19 protein-coding genes and 1 tRNA gene are annotated in these 20903 nt (G+C 59.2%); all 20 read right to left on the minus strand.

Annotated elements, in window-relative coordinates:
* Positions 1–7: 7 nt before the first annotated feature.
* On the minus strand, positions 8–304 hold the full coding sequence (locus ACSOSP_RS06895; RefSeq protein ID WP_455310270.1) for a DUF2818 family protein: 297 nt from the start codon (positions 302–304) through the stop codon (positions 8–10).
* A complete protein-coding gene (gene nuoN, locus ACSOSP_RS06900; protein WP_455310271.1) occupies positions 304–1782 on the minus strand; it encodes an NADH-quinone oxidoreductase subunit NuoN in 1479 nt (492 codons plus the stop codon). The genes ACSOSP_RS06895 and nuoN overlap by 1 nt, the downstream gene beginning before the upstream one ends.
* Positions 1783–1806: 24 nt before the next feature.
* Entirely contained in the window at positions 1807–3297 is a 1491-nt protein-coding gene (locus ACSOSP_RS06905; protein ID WP_455310272.1) for an NADH-quinone oxidoreductase subunit M, read from the minus strand.
* A 17-nt stretch (positions 3298–3314) separates the two neighbouring features.
* Positions 3315–5393 (minus strand): NADH-quinone oxidoreductase subunit L, encoded by a 2079-nt coding sequence (gene nuoL / locus ACSOSP_RS06910; protein ID WP_455310273.1) that lies wholly within the window; start codon positions 5391–5393, stop codon positions 3315–3317.
* 17 nt (positions 5394–5410) lie between these two features.
* Entirely contained in the window at positions 5411–5716 is a 306-nt protein-coding gene (gene nuoK / locus ACSOSP_RS06915) for an NADH-quinone oxidoreductase subunit NuoK (RefSeq protein ID WP_031360677.1), read from the minus strand.
* A 14-nt stretch (positions 5717–5730) separates the two neighbouring features.
* Entirely contained in the window at positions 5731–6432 is a 702-nt protein-coding gene (locus tag ACSOSP_RS06920; RefSeq protein ID WP_455310274.1) for an NADH-quinone oxidoreductase subunit J, read from the minus strand.
* A gap of 163 nt (positions 6433–6595) precedes the next feature.
* On the minus strand, positions 6596–7084 hold the full coding sequence (nuoI, locus tag ACSOSP_RS06925) for an NADH-quinone oxidoreductase subunit NuoI (protein WP_455310275.1): 489 nt from the start codon (positions 7082–7084) through the stop codon (positions 6596–6598).
* 18 nt (positions 7085–7102) lie between these two features.
* Positions 7103–8167, minus strand: coding sequence for an NADH-quinone oxidoreductase subunit NuoH (nuoH, locus tag ACSOSP_RS06930; protein WP_455310277.1), 1065 nt, complete (start codon positions 8165–8167; stop codon positions 7103–7105).
* Positions 8168–10507 carry an NADH-quinone oxidoreductase subunit NuoG gene (gene nuoG, locus ACSOSP_RS06935; RefSeq protein ID WP_455310279.1) on the minus strand — a complete coding sequence of 780 codons (2340 nt, stop codon included), beginning with the start codon at positions 10505–10507 and terminating at the stop codon, positions 8168–8170. It lies immediately after the preceding gene.
* Positions 10508–10531: 24 nt separating this feature from the next.
* Positions 10532–11857: an NADH-quinone oxidoreductase subunit NuoF gene (gene nuoF, locus ACSOSP_RS06940; RefSeq protein ID WP_455310280.1), complete on the minus strand. Its 1326-nt coding sequence runs from the start codon at positions 11855–11857 to the stop codon at positions 10532–10534.
* On the minus strand, positions 11854–12339 hold the full coding sequence (gene nuoE / locus ACSOSP_RS06945; protein WP_455310871.1) for an NADH-quinone oxidoreductase subunit NuoE: 486 nt from the start codon (positions 12337–12339) through the stop codon (positions 11854–11856). Before nuoE ends, nuoF begins: the two co-directional genes overlap by 4 nt.
* 158 nt (positions 12340–12497) lie before the next feature.
* Complete coding sequence (locus ACSOSP_RS06950; protein ID WP_455310281.1) at positions 12498–13751, minus strand: NADH-quinone oxidoreductase subunit D; 1254 nt, start codon at positions 13749–13751, stop codon at positions 12498–12500.
* 9 nt (positions 13752–13760) lie between these two features.
* On the minus strand, positions 13761–14363 hold the full coding sequence (locus ACSOSP_RS06955; RefSeq protein WP_455310282.1) for an NADH-quinone oxidoreductase subunit C: 603 nt from the start codon (positions 14361–14363) through the stop codon (positions 13761–13763).
* Positions 14364–14490: 127 nt separating this feature from the next.
* Positions 14491–14970: a NuoB/complex I 20 kDa subunit family protein gene (locus ACSOSP_RS06960; protein ID WP_027819582.1), complete on the minus strand. Its 480-nt coding sequence runs from the start codon at positions 14968–14970 to the stop codon at positions 14491–14493.
* Positions 14971–15045: 75 nt separating this feature from the next.
* A complete protein-coding gene (locus ACSOSP_RS06965) occupies positions 15046–15405 on the minus strand; it encodes an NADH-quinone oxidoreductase subunit A (protein ID WP_031360668.1) in 360 nt (119 codons plus the stop codon).
* A gap of 164 nt (positions 15406–15569) precedes the next feature.
* A tRNA-Leu gene (locus ACSOSP_RS06970) sits at positions 15570–15654 on the minus strand.
* Between the two features lie 114 nt (positions 15655–15768).
* On the minus strand, positions 15769–16146 hold the full coding sequence (secG, locus tag ACSOSP_RS06975) for a preprotein translocase subunit SecG (RefSeq protein ID WP_455310284.1): 378 nt from the start codon (positions 16144–16146) through the stop codon (positions 15769–15771).
* Between the two features lie 86 nt (positions 16147–16232).
* Positions 16233–17015 (minus strand): triose-phosphate isomerase, encoded by a 783-nt coding sequence (tpiA, locus tag ACSOSP_RS06980; RefSeq protein ID WP_455310285.1) that lies wholly within the window; start codon positions 17013–17015, stop codon positions 16233–16235.
* Between the two features lie 184 nt (positions 17016–17199).
* A complete protein-coding gene (locus ACSOSP_RS06985) occupies positions 17200–18216 on the minus strand; it encodes an NAD(P)H-quinone oxidoreductase (protein WP_455310286.1) in 1017 nt (338 codons plus the stop codon).
* 197 nt (positions 18217–18413) lie between these two features.
* A complete protein-coding gene (gene pnp, locus ACSOSP_RS06990; RefSeq protein ID WP_455310287.1) occupies positions 18414–20561 on the minus strand; it encodes a polyribonucleotide nucleotidyltransferase in 2148 nt (715 codons plus the stop codon).
* Between the last annotated feature and the right edge of the window lie 342 nt (positions 20562–20903).

Consider the following 20903-nt stretch of genomic DNA (forward strand, 5'->3'; position numbering starts at 1 on the left):
ATCGCCGTCAGCGGCGCTTGACGAGATACTGGAACGTGAAGCCGGGGAACGCGAGCACCACGAACAAGCTGAAGGTCACGGCGTAAAACTGCCAGCCCTGCTCGAAGCGGTTACCCGCACGCGCCTCAAGCATAAAGCCGAGCGCACCGACGACAAAATAAAGCACGATCAATTCCGCGATGCGGATCCAGCCGTTTTTCTTCGTCGCCTTGAGTGGCGCGACGGAGAAAAGACGCTGATTCACGAACGGGAGGTTGGCGCCGACCAGCGCCAACAACACGATAAACCAGCCCGCTGCCGACATTACAACTGGAACGGCAGGGTGTGCGTGATCGCCGCCAGGCAGGCGTTCATCAACGGTCCGGGAACAATGCCGAGCACCAGCACAGCCAGGCCGTTGAACGCGAGCAGCGCGCGCTTCAAGTTGTCCGCGACGATCGGCGATGCATCGGTCGGTGCATCGAAGTACATCAGCTTGACGATACGCAGGTAGTAGAACGCACCCACCAGCGACGACAGCACAGCAAGCACGGCAAGCCACGTCAGGCCGGCGTTCATGGTGGCCTCGAGCACGGCAAGCTTCGCGTAGAAGCCGACCATCGGCGGAATGCCGGCGAGCGAGAACATCATGATCATCATCACGAACGCGAACACCGGGCTACGCTGGTTCAGGCCCTTGAAGTCATCGAGCGTTTCAGCTTCGAAGTCCTTGCGTGCCAGCAGCATGACGATGCCGAACGTGCCGAGCGTGGTCAGCAAATAGACGATGCTGTAGAACATGGAAGAGCTATAGGCGTTCGCAGCGCCATCAGCCTTGCCGTCGACGACGCCAGCCAACATGCCGAGCAGCACGAAGCCCATGTTCGAGATAGCCGAGTACGCCAGCATCCGCTTGATGTTCTTCTGCACGATACCGGTCACGTTACCCACGATCAGCGACAACGCGGCCAGGATCACCAGCATCTCTTGCCAGTCCACCGCCAGCGGCAGCAGCGCCATCACCAGGAAACGCAGGCCCCACGCAAACGCCGCAGCTTTCGGACCACCGCCGGTGAGCAGCGTCATCGCGGTCGGTGCGCCTTGGTACACGTCAGGCACCCACATGTGGAACGGCACCGCGCCCATCTTGAACGCCACGCCCGCCACCACGAAGATCACGCCGAACAGCAGGACCGCGTCGTTGATGCGGCCGGTCGCGATCGCCTTCGCGACTTCATTCAGTTCGAGCGAGCCGGTCGCGCCGTACAGCATCGAGATGCCGTAGAGCAGGAAACCCGAAGCGAGAGCGCCAAGTACGTAGTACTTCATTGCGGATTCGTTGGCTTGCGGCGAGTCCTTGCGCAACGCGATCACTGCGTACAACGACAGCGACATCAGTTCCAGGCCCAGATACAGCGTCAGGAAGTTGTTGCCCGAAATCATCACGCACTGGCCGAGCAGCGAGAACAAGCCGAGCAGGAAGAAGTCGCCGCGGAACAGGTCGCGATCTTCAAGATACTTGCGCGAATAGATGATCGATACCGCGAAGCCGAGCGTCACGACCGCTTTCATCGCGCTCGCAAACGGGTCGACCACGTACATGCGCGTGAAGTAGTAATGCGGCGTGGGATCGAGCGCCTGGAAGGCGAACCACACACCGACCACAATGGCCGATACAACCGAAATCAGGTAGGTCGACTGACGGCTCTTCACGCCGAAGATGGTGTCGTTCAACCAGGCAACGACAATCATCAGCATCAACAGTCCATCGGGTAACAGGGCACTCATGGGGGCGTTTTGCATGATCTTTTATTTCCTCCGCACGCGTTACTGGGCCAGCGGCAGTTTGGACTGCGCGACGTGGGAGAGGAGATTTTCTACGGATGCGTGCATCACGTCGGTGAACGGCTTCGGATACAGGCCCATGTACAGCGTGAAAGCGGCCAGCACGGCGAGCATGAAGAATTCGCGCTTGTTGATGTCCTTCAGCTTCGCCACATGATCGTTCGCTACCGCGCCGAAGTGCACGCGCTTGTACATCCACAGCGTGTAAGCCGCGCCGAGGACCAGCGTGAAGGTGGCCAGGAAACCGATCCAGAAATTGAACTTCACGGCAGCCAGGATCACCATGAATTCACCGACGAAACCCGAGGTACCCGGCAAACCACAGTTGGCCATCGCGAACAGCATGGCGAACGCCGCGAACTTCGGCATCACGTTCACCACACCGCCGTAGTCGGCGATCCGGCGCGAATGCATGCGGTCATACAGCACGCCAATGCAAAGGAACATCGCGCCCGAGACAAAACCGTGCGAGATCATCTGGATGATCGCGCCTTCCATGCCAAGCGTGCTGAAGATAAAGAAGCCGAGCGTGACGAAGCCCATGTGCGCAATCGATGAATACGCCACCAGCTTCTTCATGTCTTCCTGCACCAGCGCCACGAAGCCGATGTAGATCACCGCGATCAAGGACAACGTGATCACCACCGGCGCCAGGAAATGGCTGGCGTCAGGCGCGATAGGCAGCGAGAAGCGGATGAAACCGTACGCACCCAGCTTCAGCATGATCGCGGCCAGCACGACCGAGCCGCCCGTCGGCGCTTCCACGTGGGCGTCAGGCAACCACGTGTGGACCGGCCACATCGGCACCTTCACGGCAAAGGCCAGGAAGAACGCGATGAACAGCAGGACCTGCGGCGTGAAACCGATCTTCAATGCGTGCCACGTAGCGATGTCGAACGTGTGCGTCTGCGTGTACAGGTACAGCAACGCGATCAGCATCAACAGCGAGCCCATCAGCGTGTACAGGAAGAACTTGAACGCGGCGTAGACCCGGTTCGCCCCACCCCACACGCCGATGATGATGTACATCGGGATCAGCGTCGCTTCGAAGAAGACGTAGAACAACATCCCGTCGGCGGTCGAGAACACGCCGATCATGAGACCCGACAAAATCAGGAACGCGGCCAGGTACTGCGCCACGCGCACCGTGATGACTTCCCAAGCGCTGATGATCGTGATCACCGTGATCAACGCGGTCAAGACGACGAACCACATGGAGAGGCCGTCGACGCCAAGGTGATACGAGATGTTGAAGCGATCGATCCAGACCGCCTTCTCTTCGAACTGCAACGCGGCCGACGAGTTGTCGAAGCCGGTGATCAACGGAATGGTGACGATCAGCCCAAGGATGGAACCGATCAATGCAAGCCAGCGCGACGGGCCCGGATTGCTGTCATTGCCTATTGCCAGTACAAGGATGCCGACAATGATCGGCAACCAGATCGCGAGACTAAGAATGGGTAAAGAGTGCATAAATAGGTGTCCCCGCCTTATTTGCCGCCGAGCGTTACAAACAGGGTCAAGAGCCCCAACATGCCAATGATCATGGCGAACGCGTAGTGATAGATGTAACCGGATTGGAGGAAGCGAATCACACCGGCAAACCAGCCGACGAACTTCGCGAGACCGTTGACGATACCGTCGATAACGGCGACGTCACCCTCTTTCCAGAGTCCGCGGCCAATGGCGACCGCGCCTTTTGCAAATACGACGTCATTGATCTTGTCGAGGTAGTACTTGTTGTCGAGCAAGTTATAGATCGGCAGGAAGCGTTGCTTGATCACGCCCGGCAGATCCGTACGCTTCCAGTACAGGAACCACGACACGACCACACCCGCGAGCGCCAGCCACACCGGCAAGCCCTCGACTGAACTCAGGCCCATTGCGAACCAGCCGTGGAATTCCTCGGCCATTTCGCGCAGCCCCGGATGGTTGGCGCCGATCTCGATTACCTTGTCGAACACCACGCCGTGCGCGAAGAAGTCGCCGTACAACATCGGGCCGATCGCGATCGCACCGATGATCACCGACGGAATCGCCAACAGGACCAGCGGCAGCGTGATGACCCACGACGTTTCGTGCGGAACGTGCTCATGGTGACCATGACCGTGATCGTCATGACCGTGTGAATCGTGGCCATGCGCGTCATGTGCATGCGCAGCGGCTTCGATAGCCATCGGGCTTTCCGGATGCTTCGGACCGCGGAAGCGCTCCTTGCCGTGGAAGACCATGAAGTACATACGGAACGAATACAGCGCCGTGACGAACACGCTCGCCACCACCGCGAAATACGCGAAACCCGAGCCGGCGATGTGCGACGCCTTCACTGCGTCGATGATCGAATCTTTCGAGTAGAAGCCCGCGAAGAACGGCGTACCGATCAGCGCGAGCGAACCAATCAGCGACGTGATCCACGTGATCGGCATGTACTTACGCAGGCCGCCCATGTTGCGCATGTCCTGGTCGTGGTGCATGCCGATGATCACCGAACCCGCGCCGAGGAACAGCAGTGCCTTGAAGAATGCGTGCGTAGCCAGGTGAAACACGGCGACCGGGTAAGCGGAGACGCCAAGCGCCACCGTCATGTAACCGAGCTGCGAGAGCGTGGAGTAAGCCACCACGCGCTTGATGTCGTTCTGCACCACACCCAGGAAGCCCATGAACAGCGCCGTGATCGCGCCGATCACCGTCACGAACGACAACGCCGAATCCGACAATTCAAACAGCGGCGACATGCGCGTGACCATGAAGATACCGGCCGTCACCATGGTTGCCGCGTGGATCAGCGCCGAGATAGGCGTCGGGCCTTCCATGGAGTCCGGCAGCCACACGTGCAGCGGGAACTGCGCCGACTTACCCATCGCGCCGATGAAGAGGCAAATACAGGCGACGGTCAGCAGACCCCAGTCGGTGCCCGGGAACGTCATGCCGGCCAGCGCGGTACGGTGAGCGAAGACATCGCCGTAATTCAGCGAACCCGCAAACGCCAGCAACAAGCCAATGCCGAGCAAGAACCCGAAGTCGCCCACGCGATTCACGATGAACGCCTTCATGTTCGCGTAGATGGCCGTCGGACGGGTGTAGTAAAAGCCGATGAGCAGGTACGACACGAGACCCACCGCTTCCCAGCCGAAGAACAACTGCAGGAAGTTGTTGCTCATCACGAGCATCAACATGGAGAACGTGAAGAGCGAGATATACGAGAAGAAACGCTCGTAGCCTATTTCCTCGTCGGCCATGTAGCCGATCGTGTAGATGTGCACCATCAGCGAGACGAAGGTGACGATCACCATCATCATCGCGGTGAGCGAGTCGACCAGGAAGCCGATCTCCATCTTCAGCGGCCCGACCGTCATCCATTCGTAGATGGTCGCGTTGAAGCTCGCGCCCTGCATCACGTCCACCAGGACGAAACACGAGAGTACGAACGAGATCATCACGCCGAGGATCGTGATGCGGTGCGAAGACTTGCGCCCGATCTTCCAGCCGAACAGCCCGGCGATCAGCGAACCGGCAAGGGGCGCCAGCGCAATCGTGAGCAGAAGGTTTTCATTGAGTGTCGTGGACATATCTGTCTTGCCTGAAATTAACCTTTGAGCTGATCGAGGTCTTCGACATTGATCGTGTCGAGACTGCGGAACAATGTGACCAGGATAGCGAGGCCGATTGCGGCTTCAGCCGCCGCCACCGTCAGCACGAAGAACACAAAGATCTGTCCGTGGATGTCGCCGAGATAATGCGAGAAGGCGACGAAGTTCGTGTTGACCGCCAACAGCATCAATTCGATTGCCATCAGGATGATGATCACGTTACGTCGATTCAGAAAGATGCCGACGATGCTGATCGCGAACAGGATCGCGCCAAGCACGAGGTAATGGGCAAGACTCAACATGGTTATTTTTCTCCTCAGCCTTTGTTGTCGACCGTACCGGCGCCGGCATTGCCGGTCACGGGCGGTTGGGTCGCGGCATCCGGCGCTTCGGTTTCGGACTTCATCTTCACGACCCGCACGCGATCCTGCGCACGCACCTTGACCTGGTCGCTGATGCGCTGGCGCTTGCTGTCTTTCTTCTCGCGAACGGTCAGCGAGACGGCCGCGATGATCGCCACCAGCAGGATCAGGCCGGCAATTTCAAACGCGAAGATGTAGTCGGTGTAGATGACCTTGCCGATCAGCTGCGAATTCGACATCACGTCGTTCGGGCCGACGCCGGAACCCACGCCGTTGACCAGCATCGCGTCGCGCACCGGCGTCACTGTCGCGCCGTAACCGTGCCAAAGAATCAGCGCGGTTTCTATGATGATGATCGCGCCCACGATGCTGGCTATGGGCACGAACTTCTTGAAGTCGCCATGCAGCACGTCGAGGTTGATGTCCAGCATCATCACCACGAACAGGAACAGCACCATCACCGCGCCGACGTAGACGAGAACCAGCAGAATGGCGAGGAATTCGGCTTCGAGCAGCATCCAGATCGCGGCCGCGTTGAAGAACGCGAGCACGAGGAACAAGGCGGACGCCACCGGATTGCGCGAAGTGATCACCTTCAGCGCCGAGACAACCAGCAGCAGCGCGAAGATGTAAAACAGTACGGTCGTGAATTCCATGATTACCGGTTCATCGTTAGGCTTTGTGTTTTGACACAAGCACGCCGGGTTGCGTTTTTTTCAAGAACACAACCACCAAGCTTGGCGCGCGGGCCGGAACAGCAGGTCAATTCAAATGCAGGAACAGCAAGGGGCGCGGCAACGTGCTACGCCCCGCTTCGCTTTACCGATAAGGCGCATCAGCCGCCTTCGCAGCAGCAATCTCCGTTTCATAACGGTCGCCCACTGCGAGCAGCATCTCTTTCGTGAAATACAGGTCGCCGCGCTTCTCGCCGTGATACTCGAGGATGTGCGTTTCCACGATCGAGTCAACCGGGCAGCTTTCTTCGCAGAAACCGCAGAAGATGCACTTGGTCAGGTCGATGTCGTAGCGCGTGGTACGGCGCGTGTTGTCAGCGCGCGTTTCCGATTCGATCGTGATGGCGAGCGCGGGGCATACGGCCTCGCAGAGCTTGCAAGCGATGCAGCGCTCTTCGCCATTTTCGTATCGGCGCAATGCGTGCAGGCCACGAAAACGCGGGGAAATAGGTGTCTTCTCTTCCGGAAACTGAACCGTGATCTTGCGCTGGAACAGGTAACCACCCGTCAGCGCCAGACCCTTCAGCAACTCGGTCAGGAAAAACGTTTTAAAGAAATTCTGTAATGCGTTCATGGTTTTTTCATCCGCCCATTATTTCCAGATGTTCAGCGGCGACATGATCCAGAACCCGACCACGACCACCCACACCACCGACACCGGCAGAAAGATTTTCCAGCCGAGACGCATGATCTGGTCGTAGCGATAACGCGGGAACGTCGCACGGGCCCAGATGAACACCGACAGCAGGAAGAAGATCTTCAGCACGAACCAGAAAATGCCCGGGATGAAGGACAGGAAACCAAGCGGAGCGTCCCAGCCGCCTAGGAACAGCGTGGTGGCGATCGCCGAGATCACGATCATGTTGATGTACTCGGCCAGGAAGAACAGCGCGAACGCCATGCCCGAATAATCGATCATGTGACCCGCGACAATTTCCGACTCGCCTTCCACCACGTCAAACGGGTGACGGTTCGTTTCAGCAATGCCCGACACGAAGTACACGACGAACATGGGCAGCAGCGGCAGCCAGTTCCACGAGAGGAAGTTAATACCCCAGCCTGCGAAGATGCCATGCTCTTGCGACACCACGATGGCCGACATATTCAGGCTGCCCGTGACCATCAGCACGACGACGAGCGCGAAGCCCATCGAGATTTCGTACGAGACCATCTGCGCTGCGGCGCGCATTGCGCCAAGGAACGCGTACTTCGAGTTCGACGCCCAGCCGGCGAGAATCACGCCGTACACGCCGATGGACGACACCGCCATCACGTAAAGCAGACCGGCGTTCACATCGCCGAGCACCGCTTTCGCCTGGAACGGAATGACCGCCCACACCGCGAACGCGGGCACGACAGTCATGATCGGCGCGATCAGGTAGATCCAGCGGTTGGCTTGCGTCGGCTGAATCACTTCCTTCAGCAACAGCTTCAGCACGTCGGCGATCGGCTGCAACAGCCCGAGCGGACCCACGCGATTCGGGCCGAGACGCACGTGCATCCAGCCGATGAGCTTGCGTTCCCACAGAATCAGGTACGCCACGCACAGCAGGATCACTACCGAGACCACGAGAATGCGGACTAACGCCCACACCGTCGGCCAGGCGACGCCGAGAATCTGCGTCCCGCCTGCGTTGATCGTATCGAACAAGCCCATTTACGCCTTCTCCACTACCAGTTCACCGAACAGAGCCCCGAGCGCTGCACCGGCCGACGTTCCCGCCGATACGCGCACCACGCTTTCCGCCAGGTTCGCGTCGCGAACCGCCGGCAGGACCACCGTGAGATCACCTTGGGCGACACGCACTGCATCGCCATTGTTCAGACCGAGTTTCTCGAACAGCGACGTCGGCAGCGCAACCACGTTTGCGTCGCGCGCAGCAGCCGTCAGATGCAGCGATTCAGCGCGGCGCGACAATGCGTCGGCGTGATAGATCGGCGTGTCGGCGAGACGTTCGTAGCTGCCTTCCTTCAGTGCAGCCGCTTTTGCAACAGCCTTGATGGCGACGTCCGTCTTGTTCGACAGACGCGATGTCAGATCGCCCGTGCCCAATGCGGCGTCGCGGACTTCTTCGGCGGTATCGAACTCGAAACCCTTCAAGCCGAGGATGCTGCCCAGCACGCGCAACACCTTCCAGCCGGGGCGCGTTTCGCCCAGCGGACGCACCACGCCGTTGAACGTCTGCGCGGTGCCTTCAGCGTTGACGAACGTGCCCGACGTTTCCGTGAACGGTGCGATTGGCAGCAGCACGTCGGCGTAGTCTGCGCCGTGCTTGAACGCCGACAACGCGACAACCATTTCTGCCTGCTTCAATGCGGCGAACGCAAGAGCAGGGTTGGCGGTATCGAATGCGGGTTCGACGTTGAACAGCACATAACCCTTGCGCGGCTGCTCGAATACTTCGCGTGCGTTCAGTCCGCCTTCACCCGGCAGTGCATCGACAAGATGTGCGCCAACCGTATTGGCCGCTTCCGTCAGATAACCCAGCGTGGCGCCCGTGTTATCCGCGATCCACTGGCACACGGCCTGGATCTGCGCAAACTGCGGATGCTGAACCGCGCTGTTGCCGAGCAACACGACGCGCTTCTCACCTGCCGACAACGACGCGGCAATGTCTTTCGCCGCCGGCGACGCTTCGTGTGAAGCGAACGCTTCCGGCACTGCGACGCCACGTGCTTCGGCAACCGCAGCAGCCAGACTGCCGAGGCGGTCGAGCCATTCCGACGGTGCCGCAACCACGCGATGCGCAGCCGGGATCAGCGAGTCGTCATTGGTCGCGTTCAGGAACGTGAGCATCGCCCCGCCCTTTGCGGCCTGACGCAAGCGTGCAGCGAACAACGGATGGTCGCGACGCAGGAACGAACCGACGACAAACGCCGTGTCGATATTCGTCAGGTCTGCGATCTTCATGCCGAGCCACGGCGCGCTGTCCGACACCGGCGCCGAGAAGTCGCTCTGACGCAGACGGAAGTCGACGTTCGGTGAACCCACGCCATCAGCCAATTGCTTCAGCAAATACAGTTCTTCGACGGTGCTATGCGGCGTAGCCAGGGCAGCGATCTGATTCGCGCCGTGATCGGCCGTAATGCCCTTGATACCCTTCGCCACGTATTCCAGCGCCGTCTGCCAGTCGGTCTCGATCCACTTGCCGCCCTGCTTCAACATCGGCTGCGTGAGACGTTCGTCGCTGTTCAGCGATTCATACGAGAAGCGATCCTTGTCCGAGATCCAGCATTCGTTGATGGCTTCGTTCTCCATCGGCAGAACGCGCATCACGCGGTTGTTCTTCACTTGCACGACCAGGTTCGCGCCGACGGAATCGTGCGGGCTGATCGACTTGCGGCGCGACAGTTCCCACGTACGGGCGCTGTAGCGGAACGGCTTGCTCGTCAACGCGCCGACCGGGCACAGGTCGATCATGTTGCCCGACAGTTCCGAGTCCACGGTCTTACCGACGAACGACGTGATTTCCGAATGCTCGCCACGACCCAGCATGCCGAGTTCCATGACGCCGGCCACTTCCTGACCAAAACGGACGCAACGCGTGCAGTGGATGCAACGCGTCATCTCTTCCATCGAGATCAGCGGTCCGACGTTCTTGTGGAACACCACGCGCTTTTCTTCGTTGTAGCGCGATTGCGACTTGCCATAACCCACGGCCAAGTCCTGCAACTGACATTCGCCGCCCTGATCGCAGATCGGGCAATCGAGCGGGTGATTGATCAGCAGGAATTCCATCACGGACTGCTGCGCCTTCACAGCCTTGTCCGATTTCGTGCGCACGATCATGCCCGCCGACACCGGCGTGGCGCAGGCGGGAACCGCCTTCGGCATTTTCTCGACTTCGACCAGGCACATCCGGCAGTTCGCCGCGATCGACAGCTTCTTGTGATAGCAAAAGTGAGGAATGTATGTATCGACCTTATGCGCAGCCTGGATCACCATGCTGCCTTCAGGCACTTCTACACTTTTGCCGTCGATTTCTAGTTCAACCATAATGGGGAATGGTCCTTGGCCTGATCACGCGGTAAGCGCTTCGGACGTATGCGCATGATGCGCGTGTCCGTCGACGAGACAATGTTTATGCTCGACGTGATATTCAAATTCGTCCCAGAAGTGCTTCAGCATGCCGCGCACCGGCATGGCCGCCGCGTCGCCGAGTGCACAAATGGTGCGGCCCATGATGTTTTCGGCGACCGAGTTCAGCAGATCCAGGTCTTCCTTGCGCCCGAGTCCGTGTTCGATCCGATGGACCACGCGATACAGCCAGCCCGTGCCTTCACGGCAAGGCGTGCATTGACCGCACGACTCTTCGTAATAGAAATACGAAAGACGCAGCAGCGAGCGCACCATGCAGCGCGTTTCGTTCATCACGATCACGGCGCCTGAACCCAGCATGGAGCCGGCTTTCGCGATAGCGTCGTAGTCCATGTCGGTCTTCAACATGATGTCGCCCGGAATCACCGGCGCCGACGATCCGCCCGGGATCACCGCTTTCACCGATTTGCCGCGCACACCACCGGCCAACTCGAGCAAGGTCTCGAACGACGTGCCCAGCGGCACTTCGAAGTTGCCCGGACGATTGACGTCGCCGGCGACCGAGAAAATCTTCGTGCCACCGTTGTTCGGCTTGCCGATCTCGAGATATTTCTGCGGGCCAATGGCCAGCAAAAATGGCACGGCCGCGAACGTTTCGGTGTTGTTGATCGTGGTCGGCTTGCCATACACACCGAAGCTCGCCGGGAACGGCGGCTTGAAGCGCGGCTGGCCTTTCTTGCCTTCCAGCGACTCGAGCAACGCGGTTTCTTCGCCGCAGATATACGCGCCGTAACCATGATGCGCATGCAGTTCGAACGAGAATCCCGAACCCAGGATGTTCGCACCGAGGTATCCGGCCGCACGCGCTTCTTCAAGCGCCTGTTCGAAGATCCGATAGACCTCGAAAATCTCGCCGTGAATATAGTTGTAGCCGACCGTGATGCCCATGGCATACGCGCCGATAGCCATGCCTTCGATAAGCGAATGCGGATTCCAGCGCAGGATGTCGCGGTCCTTGAACGTGCCCGGCTCGCCTTCGTCCGAATTGCAGACGAGGTACTTCTGCCCCGGGAACTGGCGCGGCATGAAGCTCCACTTGAGGCCAGTCGGGAAACCCGCACCGCCGCGGCCGCGCAAGCCTGACGCCTTGACGTCGGCAATGACCTGTTCTTGCGGAATTTTTTCTTCGAGAATGCGGCGCAGCTGGGCATAACCGCCGCGCGCCACATAGTCTTCGAGGTGCCAGTTGTCGCCGTTGAGACCGGCGAGAATCAGGGGCTGGATGTGGCGGTCGTGAAGAGACGTCATTTCGATAGTTCCTCGAGGAGCGTGTCGATCCGCTCGCGACTCATGAAACTGCACATACGGTGATTGTTCACGAGCAACACAGGCGCATCGCCGCACGCACCGAAACATTCGCCTTCTTTCAAGGTGAATTTGCCGTCGGCGGTGGTTTCGCCAAAGTCGATGCCGAGCTTTTGCTTCAGGTATTCAGCCGCGCTTTCCGAGCCGCCGTCGGGCCCGAGCTGGCACGGCAGGTTCGTACAGAGCGTGATCTTGTGCTTGCCGACCGGCGAGGTCTCGTACATGGTGTAGAACGTCGCCACTTCCTGCACGGCCACGGCGGGCATGCTGAGGTAATCGGCGACGAACTGCATCAGTTCCGGCGACAGCCAGCCGTGCTCTTCCTGAGCGACGGTCAACGCCGACATCACCGCGGACTGTTTCTGGTCCACGGGATATTTCGCGATCGCGCGATCGATTTCTTTCAGGCCTTCAGCTGAGATCATTTCAGACACGACTCTTTCAGTTCCTACCGAACGAAAACCCGCCGCGCCCTTCTTTTGCGGCAGACCTGGCGTCCTGCTGTTGTTGGTTCGCCGGCATGCCCAGCGCTTTCGCGTGGGCTTGCCGGCGTGATGCGGCGCAGTTGGCTCGCGACTGCATGTCAGCGATCAATCTCACCGAACACGATGTCTTGCGTGCCGATGATCGTCACCGCGTCCGCAATCATGTGACCGCGAGCCATTTCGTCGAGTGAAGCAAGATGCGCATAACCCGGAGCACGAATCTTCAGGCGATACGGCTTGTTCGCACCGTCCGAGATCAGATAAATGCCGAACTCGCCCTTCGGATGCTCGACCGCCGCATACGTCTCGCCTTCGGGAACGTGAAAACCTTCCGTGAAGAGCTTGAAGTGGTGAATCAGCTCTTCCATGTTGGTCTTCATGCCCACGCGCGAAGGCGGCGCAATTTTGTGATTGTCGACCATCACCGGGCCTGGATTCTTACGAAGCCAGTCAATACATTGTTTCGCGATGCGGGTGGACTGACGCATTTCTTCCACGCGCACGAGATAACGGTCGTAGCAGTCGCCGTTCACGCCGACCGGAATATCAAAGTCCAGTTGGTCATAGACTTCGTACGGCTGCTTCTTGCGCAAATCCCATTCAATGCCCGAGCCGCGCAGCATCGCGCCGGTCATGCCGAGCTGCAATGCGCGCTCAGGACTGACCACGCCGATGCCCACCAGCCGTTGCTTCCAGATACGGTTATCGGTCAGCAGCGTCTCGTATTCGTCTACGCACTTCGGAAAACGCGTAAAGAAGTCATCGATGAAATCAAGCAACGAACCCTGGCGCGTTTCGTTCATCCTCGACAACGCCTTCGCATTACGGATTTTCGACGCTTTGTATTGCGGCATTGCGTCAGGCAGATCGCGATACACGCCGCCCGGACGGTAATATGCCGCGTGCATCCGCGCGCCGGATACAGCTTCGTACACGTCCATCAGGTCTTCGCGTTCGCGGAACGCATACAAAAACACCGCCATGGCGCCGACGTCGAGCGCGTGCGAGCCGATCCACATCAGGTGGTTCAGCACGCGCGTGATTTCGTCGAACAGCACGCGGATATATTTCGCGCGAACCGGAATGTCGATACCGAGCAGCTTCTCGATCGCCATCACGTAGCCGTGCTCGTTGACCATCATCGACACATAGTCGAGACGGTCCATGTACGGCACGGACTGAATGAAAGTCTTCGATTCCGCGAGTTTTTCAGTCGCGCGGTGCAGCAGCCCGATATGCGGATCGGCGCGCTGAATCACTTCGCCGTCCAGTTCCAGCACGAGGCGCAGCACACCGTGCGCGGCCGGGTGTTGCGGACCGAAATTGAGCGTGTAGTTCTTGATCTCTGCCATGGCGTTCTCTTAGTGTTTCAGACCGCCATAGCGGTCCTCGCGGATCACGCGCGGCGTGATTTCTCGCGGCTCGATCGTCACTGGCTGGTACACGACGCGCTTCTCTTCCGGGTCGTAACGCATTTCGACATAACCCGACACCGGGAAGTCCTTGCGAAACGGATGGCCGATAAAACCGTAGTCGGTGAGAATGCGGCGCAAGTCCGGGTGGCCTTCGAAGACGATACCGAACAGGTCGAATGCTTCCCGCTCGTACCAGTTCGCCGACGACCAGACGTCGACAGCCGACGGCACGATGGGGACTTCGTCGTCCGGTGCGAACACGCGCACGCGCACGCGCCAGTTGTTCGCGATCGAAAGAAGATGGAGGACAGCGGCGAAACGCGGGCCTTCGTAGGCGCCGTCGCCGTACGTGGAGTAGTCCACGCCGCACAGGTCGACGAGTTGCTCGAAGCCGAGCGAACGGTCGTCGCGCAGCTTGAGAAGTACGTCGGCGTAGTTCGCTGCCTTGACAACGATGGTCAGTTGCCCGAGCGACTCGGTGATGCTTTGCAGGCGGTCGCCGAACGCCGCCTCGAGGTTCGCTTTCAGGGTCTCGAGTTTGCTTGCCATATTGGGGAGGCTCTGGCCTTGGTGACGCTTAATGGGACTTCAGGGACTTCAATGCCGGGACTTCAACGACGCTGACTGCCGTGCTCGCGTGCGCCGGGACTTGCCGACGCACTTGGCCAAACGACAATTACTGGCGAGCGATGGTGCTGGTGCGGCGAATCTTCGCCTGCAACTGAATCACGCCATACACCAGCGCTTCAGCCGTCGGCGGGCATCCGGGCACGTAGACATCGACCGGAACAATGCGGTCGCATCCGCGCACAACCGAATACGAATAGTGGTAGTAACCACCGCCGTTGGCGCACGAACCCATGGAGATGACCCAGCGCGGCTCGGCCATCTGGTCGTAGACCTTGCGCAATGCCGGCGCCATCTTGTTGCACAGCGTGCCGGCGACGATCATCACGTCCGACTGCCGCGGACTCGGACGAAACACGACGCCGAAACGGTCCAGATCGTAGCGGGCTGCGCCCGCATGCATCATCTCGACCGCACAACACGCCAAGCCGAACGTCATGGGCCATAGCGAACCCGTGCGCGTCCAGTTGATCAGCTTGTCAGCCGTGGTGGTGACAAACCCTTCCTTCAAGACCCCTTCAATACTCATTTGCCTTCACTCCAGATGAGCAGCCAGCCATAGCCGCCCAGCAATCCGGTGATCTTCAAACCGCCCGATACTCCCTTACTCCCAGTCCAGCCCACCCTTTCTCCAGATGTAGGCAAAACCAAGCAGAAACTCGAGCAGAAAAACCATCATTGACAAGAAACCGGGCCAGCCGATGTCGCGCAGGGCAACGCCCCACGGAAACAGGAACGCGGTTTCGAGGTCGAAAATAATGAACAGAATAGCGACGAGATAGTAGCGCACATCGAACTTCATACGCGCGTCTTCGAATGCTTCGAAGCCGCACTCGTAAGGTGCGTTCTTTGCGGTGTCAGGCTTATTGGGACCGAGGATCTTACCGATGCTAACCAGCGCGATACCCAAACCGGTGCCTACGACGAGGAACAGAAAGACGGGATAATAGGCTGAGAGATTCACGACTATCCTCAAATCGGTTTGATCTGGTGTGCCGGCTGGGACGACCGCCCAACCGATTTTCAACTAAAGCCGAGAAACTTGCACAGAAGAACTTGAGCAAATCTACTCGCCAGAAGTGACAATGCCAGCCGAAGCAATGCATGCGGCTGGCATTGGATAACTTTTGGTGCCGACGGCGAGACTCGAACTCGCACAGCTTTCGCCACTACCCCCTCAAGATAGCGTGTCTACCAATTTCACCACGTCGGCACTGTCTTGCAATCCGGTAAAACAACTTCTTATTGCCGGAAATCGCTTCAAGAACAAAATTATAACCGGGTTAACCAGTTTGTTCAACGCACAAAAAGCGATCCAGGCGAAAAATTATTTCGGAACGTCAGAGCCAGGACCCGACGATGCAACCGGCGCCGAAGCGGGTGCCGAACCAGCGGCTGCAACCGCCGGATGGGTTGCGGGCGCAGTCACTGCAGCCCCGCCCAGCAAGCCTGCGGAGGCGGCCGGCTTGTAGCTGCCCAGGTACGTCAGCGTCAGTGTCGAGATAAAAAACACGGCCGCGAGCACGGCTGTTGTACGCGACAGGAAGTTGGCCGATCCGGTCGCCCCGAACAGGCTTCCCGACGCCCCGCTACCGAAGGCCGCGCCCATATCGGCGCCCTTGCCGTGCTGCAACAATACCAGCCCAATAACACCAAACGCCGACAACAACTGGACGACGATAATCAAAGTCTTTAAATACAACATTCCGTTCACCCGACTCTTTAATGTTCACGTGACACTGTTGCGTCACGCCTTTAATGCTTACATTTTCGAAAGCTTAAACTCGGCGATTAAACCGAAACGTTTTGTGCCGCCTGACAAATCGCAAGAAAATCGTTCGACTTCAGCGATGCGCCGCCAATCAATCCACCGTCGATGTCCGGTTGAGCGAACAACTCTTCCGCGTTCTCCGGCTTGACACTGCCGCCGTACAACACCGTCACATCTGCCACTGCCGCGCCCTTACCCGCCAATTGCGCGCGCAGGAATGCGTGAACCTGTTGCGCCTGCGCCGTCGTCGCGCTTTTTCCCGTGCCGATCGCCCAGACCGGCTCGTACGCCACGACAATCTTCGCCGCCTGCGCTTCGCTCAGCACCAGCAACACCGCTTCCAGTTGCGTGCCGACCACTTGTTCGGTCAAACCGTTGTCACGCTGCTCCAGCGTTTCACCCACACACACGATAGGCGTCAACCCGGCTTCCAGCGCTCGCTGCGCCTTCACCGCGACCAGGTCCGAATGCTCGCCATGATAGGCGCGCCGCTCCGAATGACCAACGATCGCGAATGTTGCATCAAAATCCGCCGCCATGCCTGCCGCGACCTCGCCTGTATAGGCGCCCTGCGTGTGGGCCGACACGTCCTGGGCGCCCCAGGCGACCACCGATCCGCCCAGCAGCGCCTGCGCCTGCGCAAGATACGGCGCAGGCACGCAAACCGCTGTGCGCACGCCCTTCTGCAACGTCGCCGCGCCTGCGGCGACTGCCTGCATCAAGACGGCGTTTTCAGCCAGACGGCCGTGCATCTTCCAGTTACCGACCACCAGCTTTGCGCGTTTGGCTTGTTCTTTCGGCATTTGTCTCGTCGTAGCAGCGAGGCTGCCGATCATTGAAATAGAAAAATGGAACTTTCGGACGCAACGCTTCAGCACAACATGCGATTTTACTGTGCCCGGCGGAAATCGGTCAAACACGCGGTTAAACAACCCGATCAAATGACGAAACCTGATCCGCCGCTCATTTCAGCGCCGGGACCCGTAATCACGCGACCTGGCTCCAGTCCAGCATGATCTTGCCGATGTGCGTACTGCTCTCCATCAACGCATGAGCGGCGGCGGCCTGATCGGCGGGGAAAACCTGGTGAATGACGGGCTTGATCCGTCCCGCTTCGATTTCCGGCCACACCTGCGTATTCAATTGCACCGCGACCCTGCCCTTGAACGCGACCGAGCGTGGCCGCAACGTGGAGCCGGTGATTACCAGACGGCGGCGCAGCACTTCGTTGAGATTAATCTCGGCCTTCGAGCCACCCAGCGTTGCGATGACCACCACCCGGCCACCGTCGGCCAGCGCCTTCAGCTCGCGAGGAAGATAGTCACCGGCGACCATATCGAGAATCACATCCACGCCACGGTCGTTCGTCAGCGACTTGACCACATCGACGAAATCTTCCGTGTTGTAGTTGATCGCGCGTTCCGCGCCCAGTTCTTCGCACGCCTGACACTTCTCGTCGTTGCCTGCCGTCACGAACACGCGATGCCCCAGCGCCTTCGCAATCTGAATAGCCGTCACGCCGATACCGCTAGACCCGCCCTGAATCAGCAGCGTTTCTTCGGCGCCGTTCTCACCCTTGCCCAAGTGCGCACGTTCGAACACGTTGCTCCAGACCGTAAAGAACGTTTCCGGCAGCGACGCCGCCTCGATGTCCGTCAACCCCTTCGGCACCGGCAGGCATTGATCGAGCGGCGCGCACGCGTATTCGGCGTAACCGCCGCCCGCGAGCAGCGCGCACACGCGGTCGCCGGCTTTCAGACCAAACGGGTTGTGCTTCGGGTCAAAATCACCGCGCACGATTTCACCGGCTACCTCCAACCCCGGCAGATCCGATGCACCCGGCGGCGGCGCATAACCGCCCTTGCGCTGGAACACGTCCGGACGATTCACGCCCGACGCCGCGACCTTGATGAGCACTTCGCCGGCCTTCGGCTCGGGCATAGGACGTTCGCCCAGCTTCAATACCTCAGGCGCGCCGAACTCGGTGATTTCGATGGCTTTCATCTGCTTGTTCCCTTCAAGTCACAATCGCTTAACGCCGATTCACCGATGCATAACCCCATGGCATTGCGGGCTCACTTAGCCGAAACCCGCAATAACATCGAATCACGCTCAAACCAACACACACCTTCACATTCGAAAACGGCCGGCGCGCAAACTTCACGCGCCGGCCTTCCGAACTTACCGCCGAACTTACCGCATTACTGCTGCGTCGGCTGGATCGGTTCGATAGGCGCGCCGCCTTCGTTCAACAAAGCCTTCGCCGACAAACGCACGCGACCCTTTTCGTCTGTCTGAATGACCTTGACCTTCACGATCTGGCCTTCCTTCAGGTAGTCGTTGATGTCCTTGATGCGCTCGTTCACGATTTCCGAGATGTGCAGCAGACCATCCTTACCCGGAAGAATATTCACGATCGCGCCGAAGTCCAGCAATTTGAGTACCGGGCCTTCGTAGACCTGACCCACTTCCACTTCAGCCGTGATGTTCTCAATGCGCTTCTTCGCTTCCGCCATGCCTTCGCTGCTCGTGCTCGCGATGGTCACCACGCCGTCATCGGAAATATCGATGGTCGTGTTGGTTTCTTCGGTCAACGCACGGATCACCGAACCGCCCTTGCCGATCACGTCGCGGATCTTCTCCGGATTGATCTTCATGGTGATCATGCGCGGCGCGTAGTCCGACAGGTTCGTGTTCGTACCCGGAACAGCAGTCGTCATCTTGCCGAGGATATGCATGCGGCCTTCCTTCGCCTGCGCGAGGGCGACCTGCATGATTTCCTTCGTGATGCCCTGGATCTTGATGTCCATCTGCAGTGCGGTCACGCCTTGCGCCGTGCCCGCCACCTTGAAGTCCATGTCGCCGAGGTGATCTTCGTCGCCGAGGATGTCGGTCAACACTGCAAACTTGTTGCCTTCCAGGATCAGGCCCATCGCGATACCCGCGACGTGCGCCTTCATGGGCACACCGGCGTCCATGAGTGCGAGGCAGCCGCCGCAGACCGAAGCCATCGACGAGGAACCGTTCGATTCCGTGATTTCCGATACCACGCGAATGGAGTAGCCGAATTCGTCGGCGCTCGGCAGCACTGCCACCAATGCACGCTTGGCCAGACGGCCGTGACCGATTTCACGGCGCTTCGGCGAACCGACACGACCCGTTTCGCCGGTCGCGAACGGAGGCATGTTGTAGTGAAGCATGAAGCGTTCGCGATACTCGCCTTCGAGCGCGTCGATGTTCTGTTCGTCGCCCTTCGTGCCCAGCGTCGCGATCACGAGCGCTTGCGTTTCGCCGCGCGTGAACAAAGCCGAACCGTGGGTACGCGGCAGCACGCCGGTACGGATTTCGATCGGACGGACGGTGCGGGTGTCGCGGCCATCGATACGCGGTTCGCCGTTCAGGATCTGCGTACGGACGATCTTCGCTTCGATATCGAACATCAGGTTGCCGATGGTCGCCTTGTCAGCCGGCGTCTGGCCCGCTGCCACTGCGTCTTCCGTCAGCTTGGCGGTCGTCGCTGCGTAGACTTCCTTCAGCTTGGCGGTGCGGGCCGACTTGTCGCGGATCTGGTACACGGCGTTCAATTCGGCTTGTGCCAATTCCGTCACGCGTGCGATCAGCGGCTCGTTCTTCGGCGCCGGCGCCCAATCCCACTCCGGCTTGCCACCTTCGGCAACCAGTTCGTGAATCGCGTCGATAGCGACTTGCATTTGGTCGTGACCAAACACCACGGCGCCCAGCATGACTTCTTCAGTCAATTGCTGCGCTTCCGATTCCACCATCAACACCGCGCGTTCCGTGCCGGCGACGATCAAGTCAAGCGCCGATTCCTTCATTTGCGGACGGGTCGGGTTCAACACGTATTCGTTGTTGATATAGGCCACGCGTGCTGCACCCACCGGGCCGTTGAACGGCAAGCCGGAGATAGCCAGCGCTGCCGACGCGCCGATCAGCGCGGGAATGTCGGCAGGCACATCGGGGTTCAACGACAGCACATGGATGACCACTTGCACTTCGTTATAGAAGCCTTCCGGGAACAGCGGGCGCAGCGGTCGGTCGATCAGGCGCGAGATCAGCGTTTCGCCTTCCGACGGACGGCCTTCGCGACGGAAGAAACCGCCCGGGATCTTGCCGGCTGCGTAGGTCTTTTCCAGATAGTCGACGGTCAGCGGGAAGAAATCCTGGCCCGGCTTTGCCGTCTTCGCGCCGACAACCGTCGCGAGCACTACGGTATCTTCCACATCGACGATCACGGCGCCGCTTGCCTGGCGCGCGATTTCACCTGTTTCCAGGCGAACGTTGTGTTGTCCCCACTTGAATTCCTTGACGATCTTTTTAAACATACTCACTCCTTCTTCGTTATGCCTCGCGTGTTTCCTGACGTGTTGTCGCGGATTTTCGGAGCATCCGAAATCCGTGCACACAGCAAAAAACGGCGAAGCCAAGCGATGACCGGAACCGCGCAAAAAGAGGGGTGTATGTCATTCCAACGCAACACGACACGCGATGCGCATGACGCGCTGGAATGACACAAAGCTCTGCCGCGAGGCCCGGTCCTGTAGTCGAATCGGCTGCCGATCCGGGGTTGGCTTTAATCCAAGCCTTCGATATTTCCCGCTACTTATCCCGCTACTTTCACTTCTGCGCCCATGACTCACGCGCCGTTCAAAAACAAAATGCCTGTATCAGCA

Source organism: Caballeronia sp. KNU42, assembly GCF_053760385.1.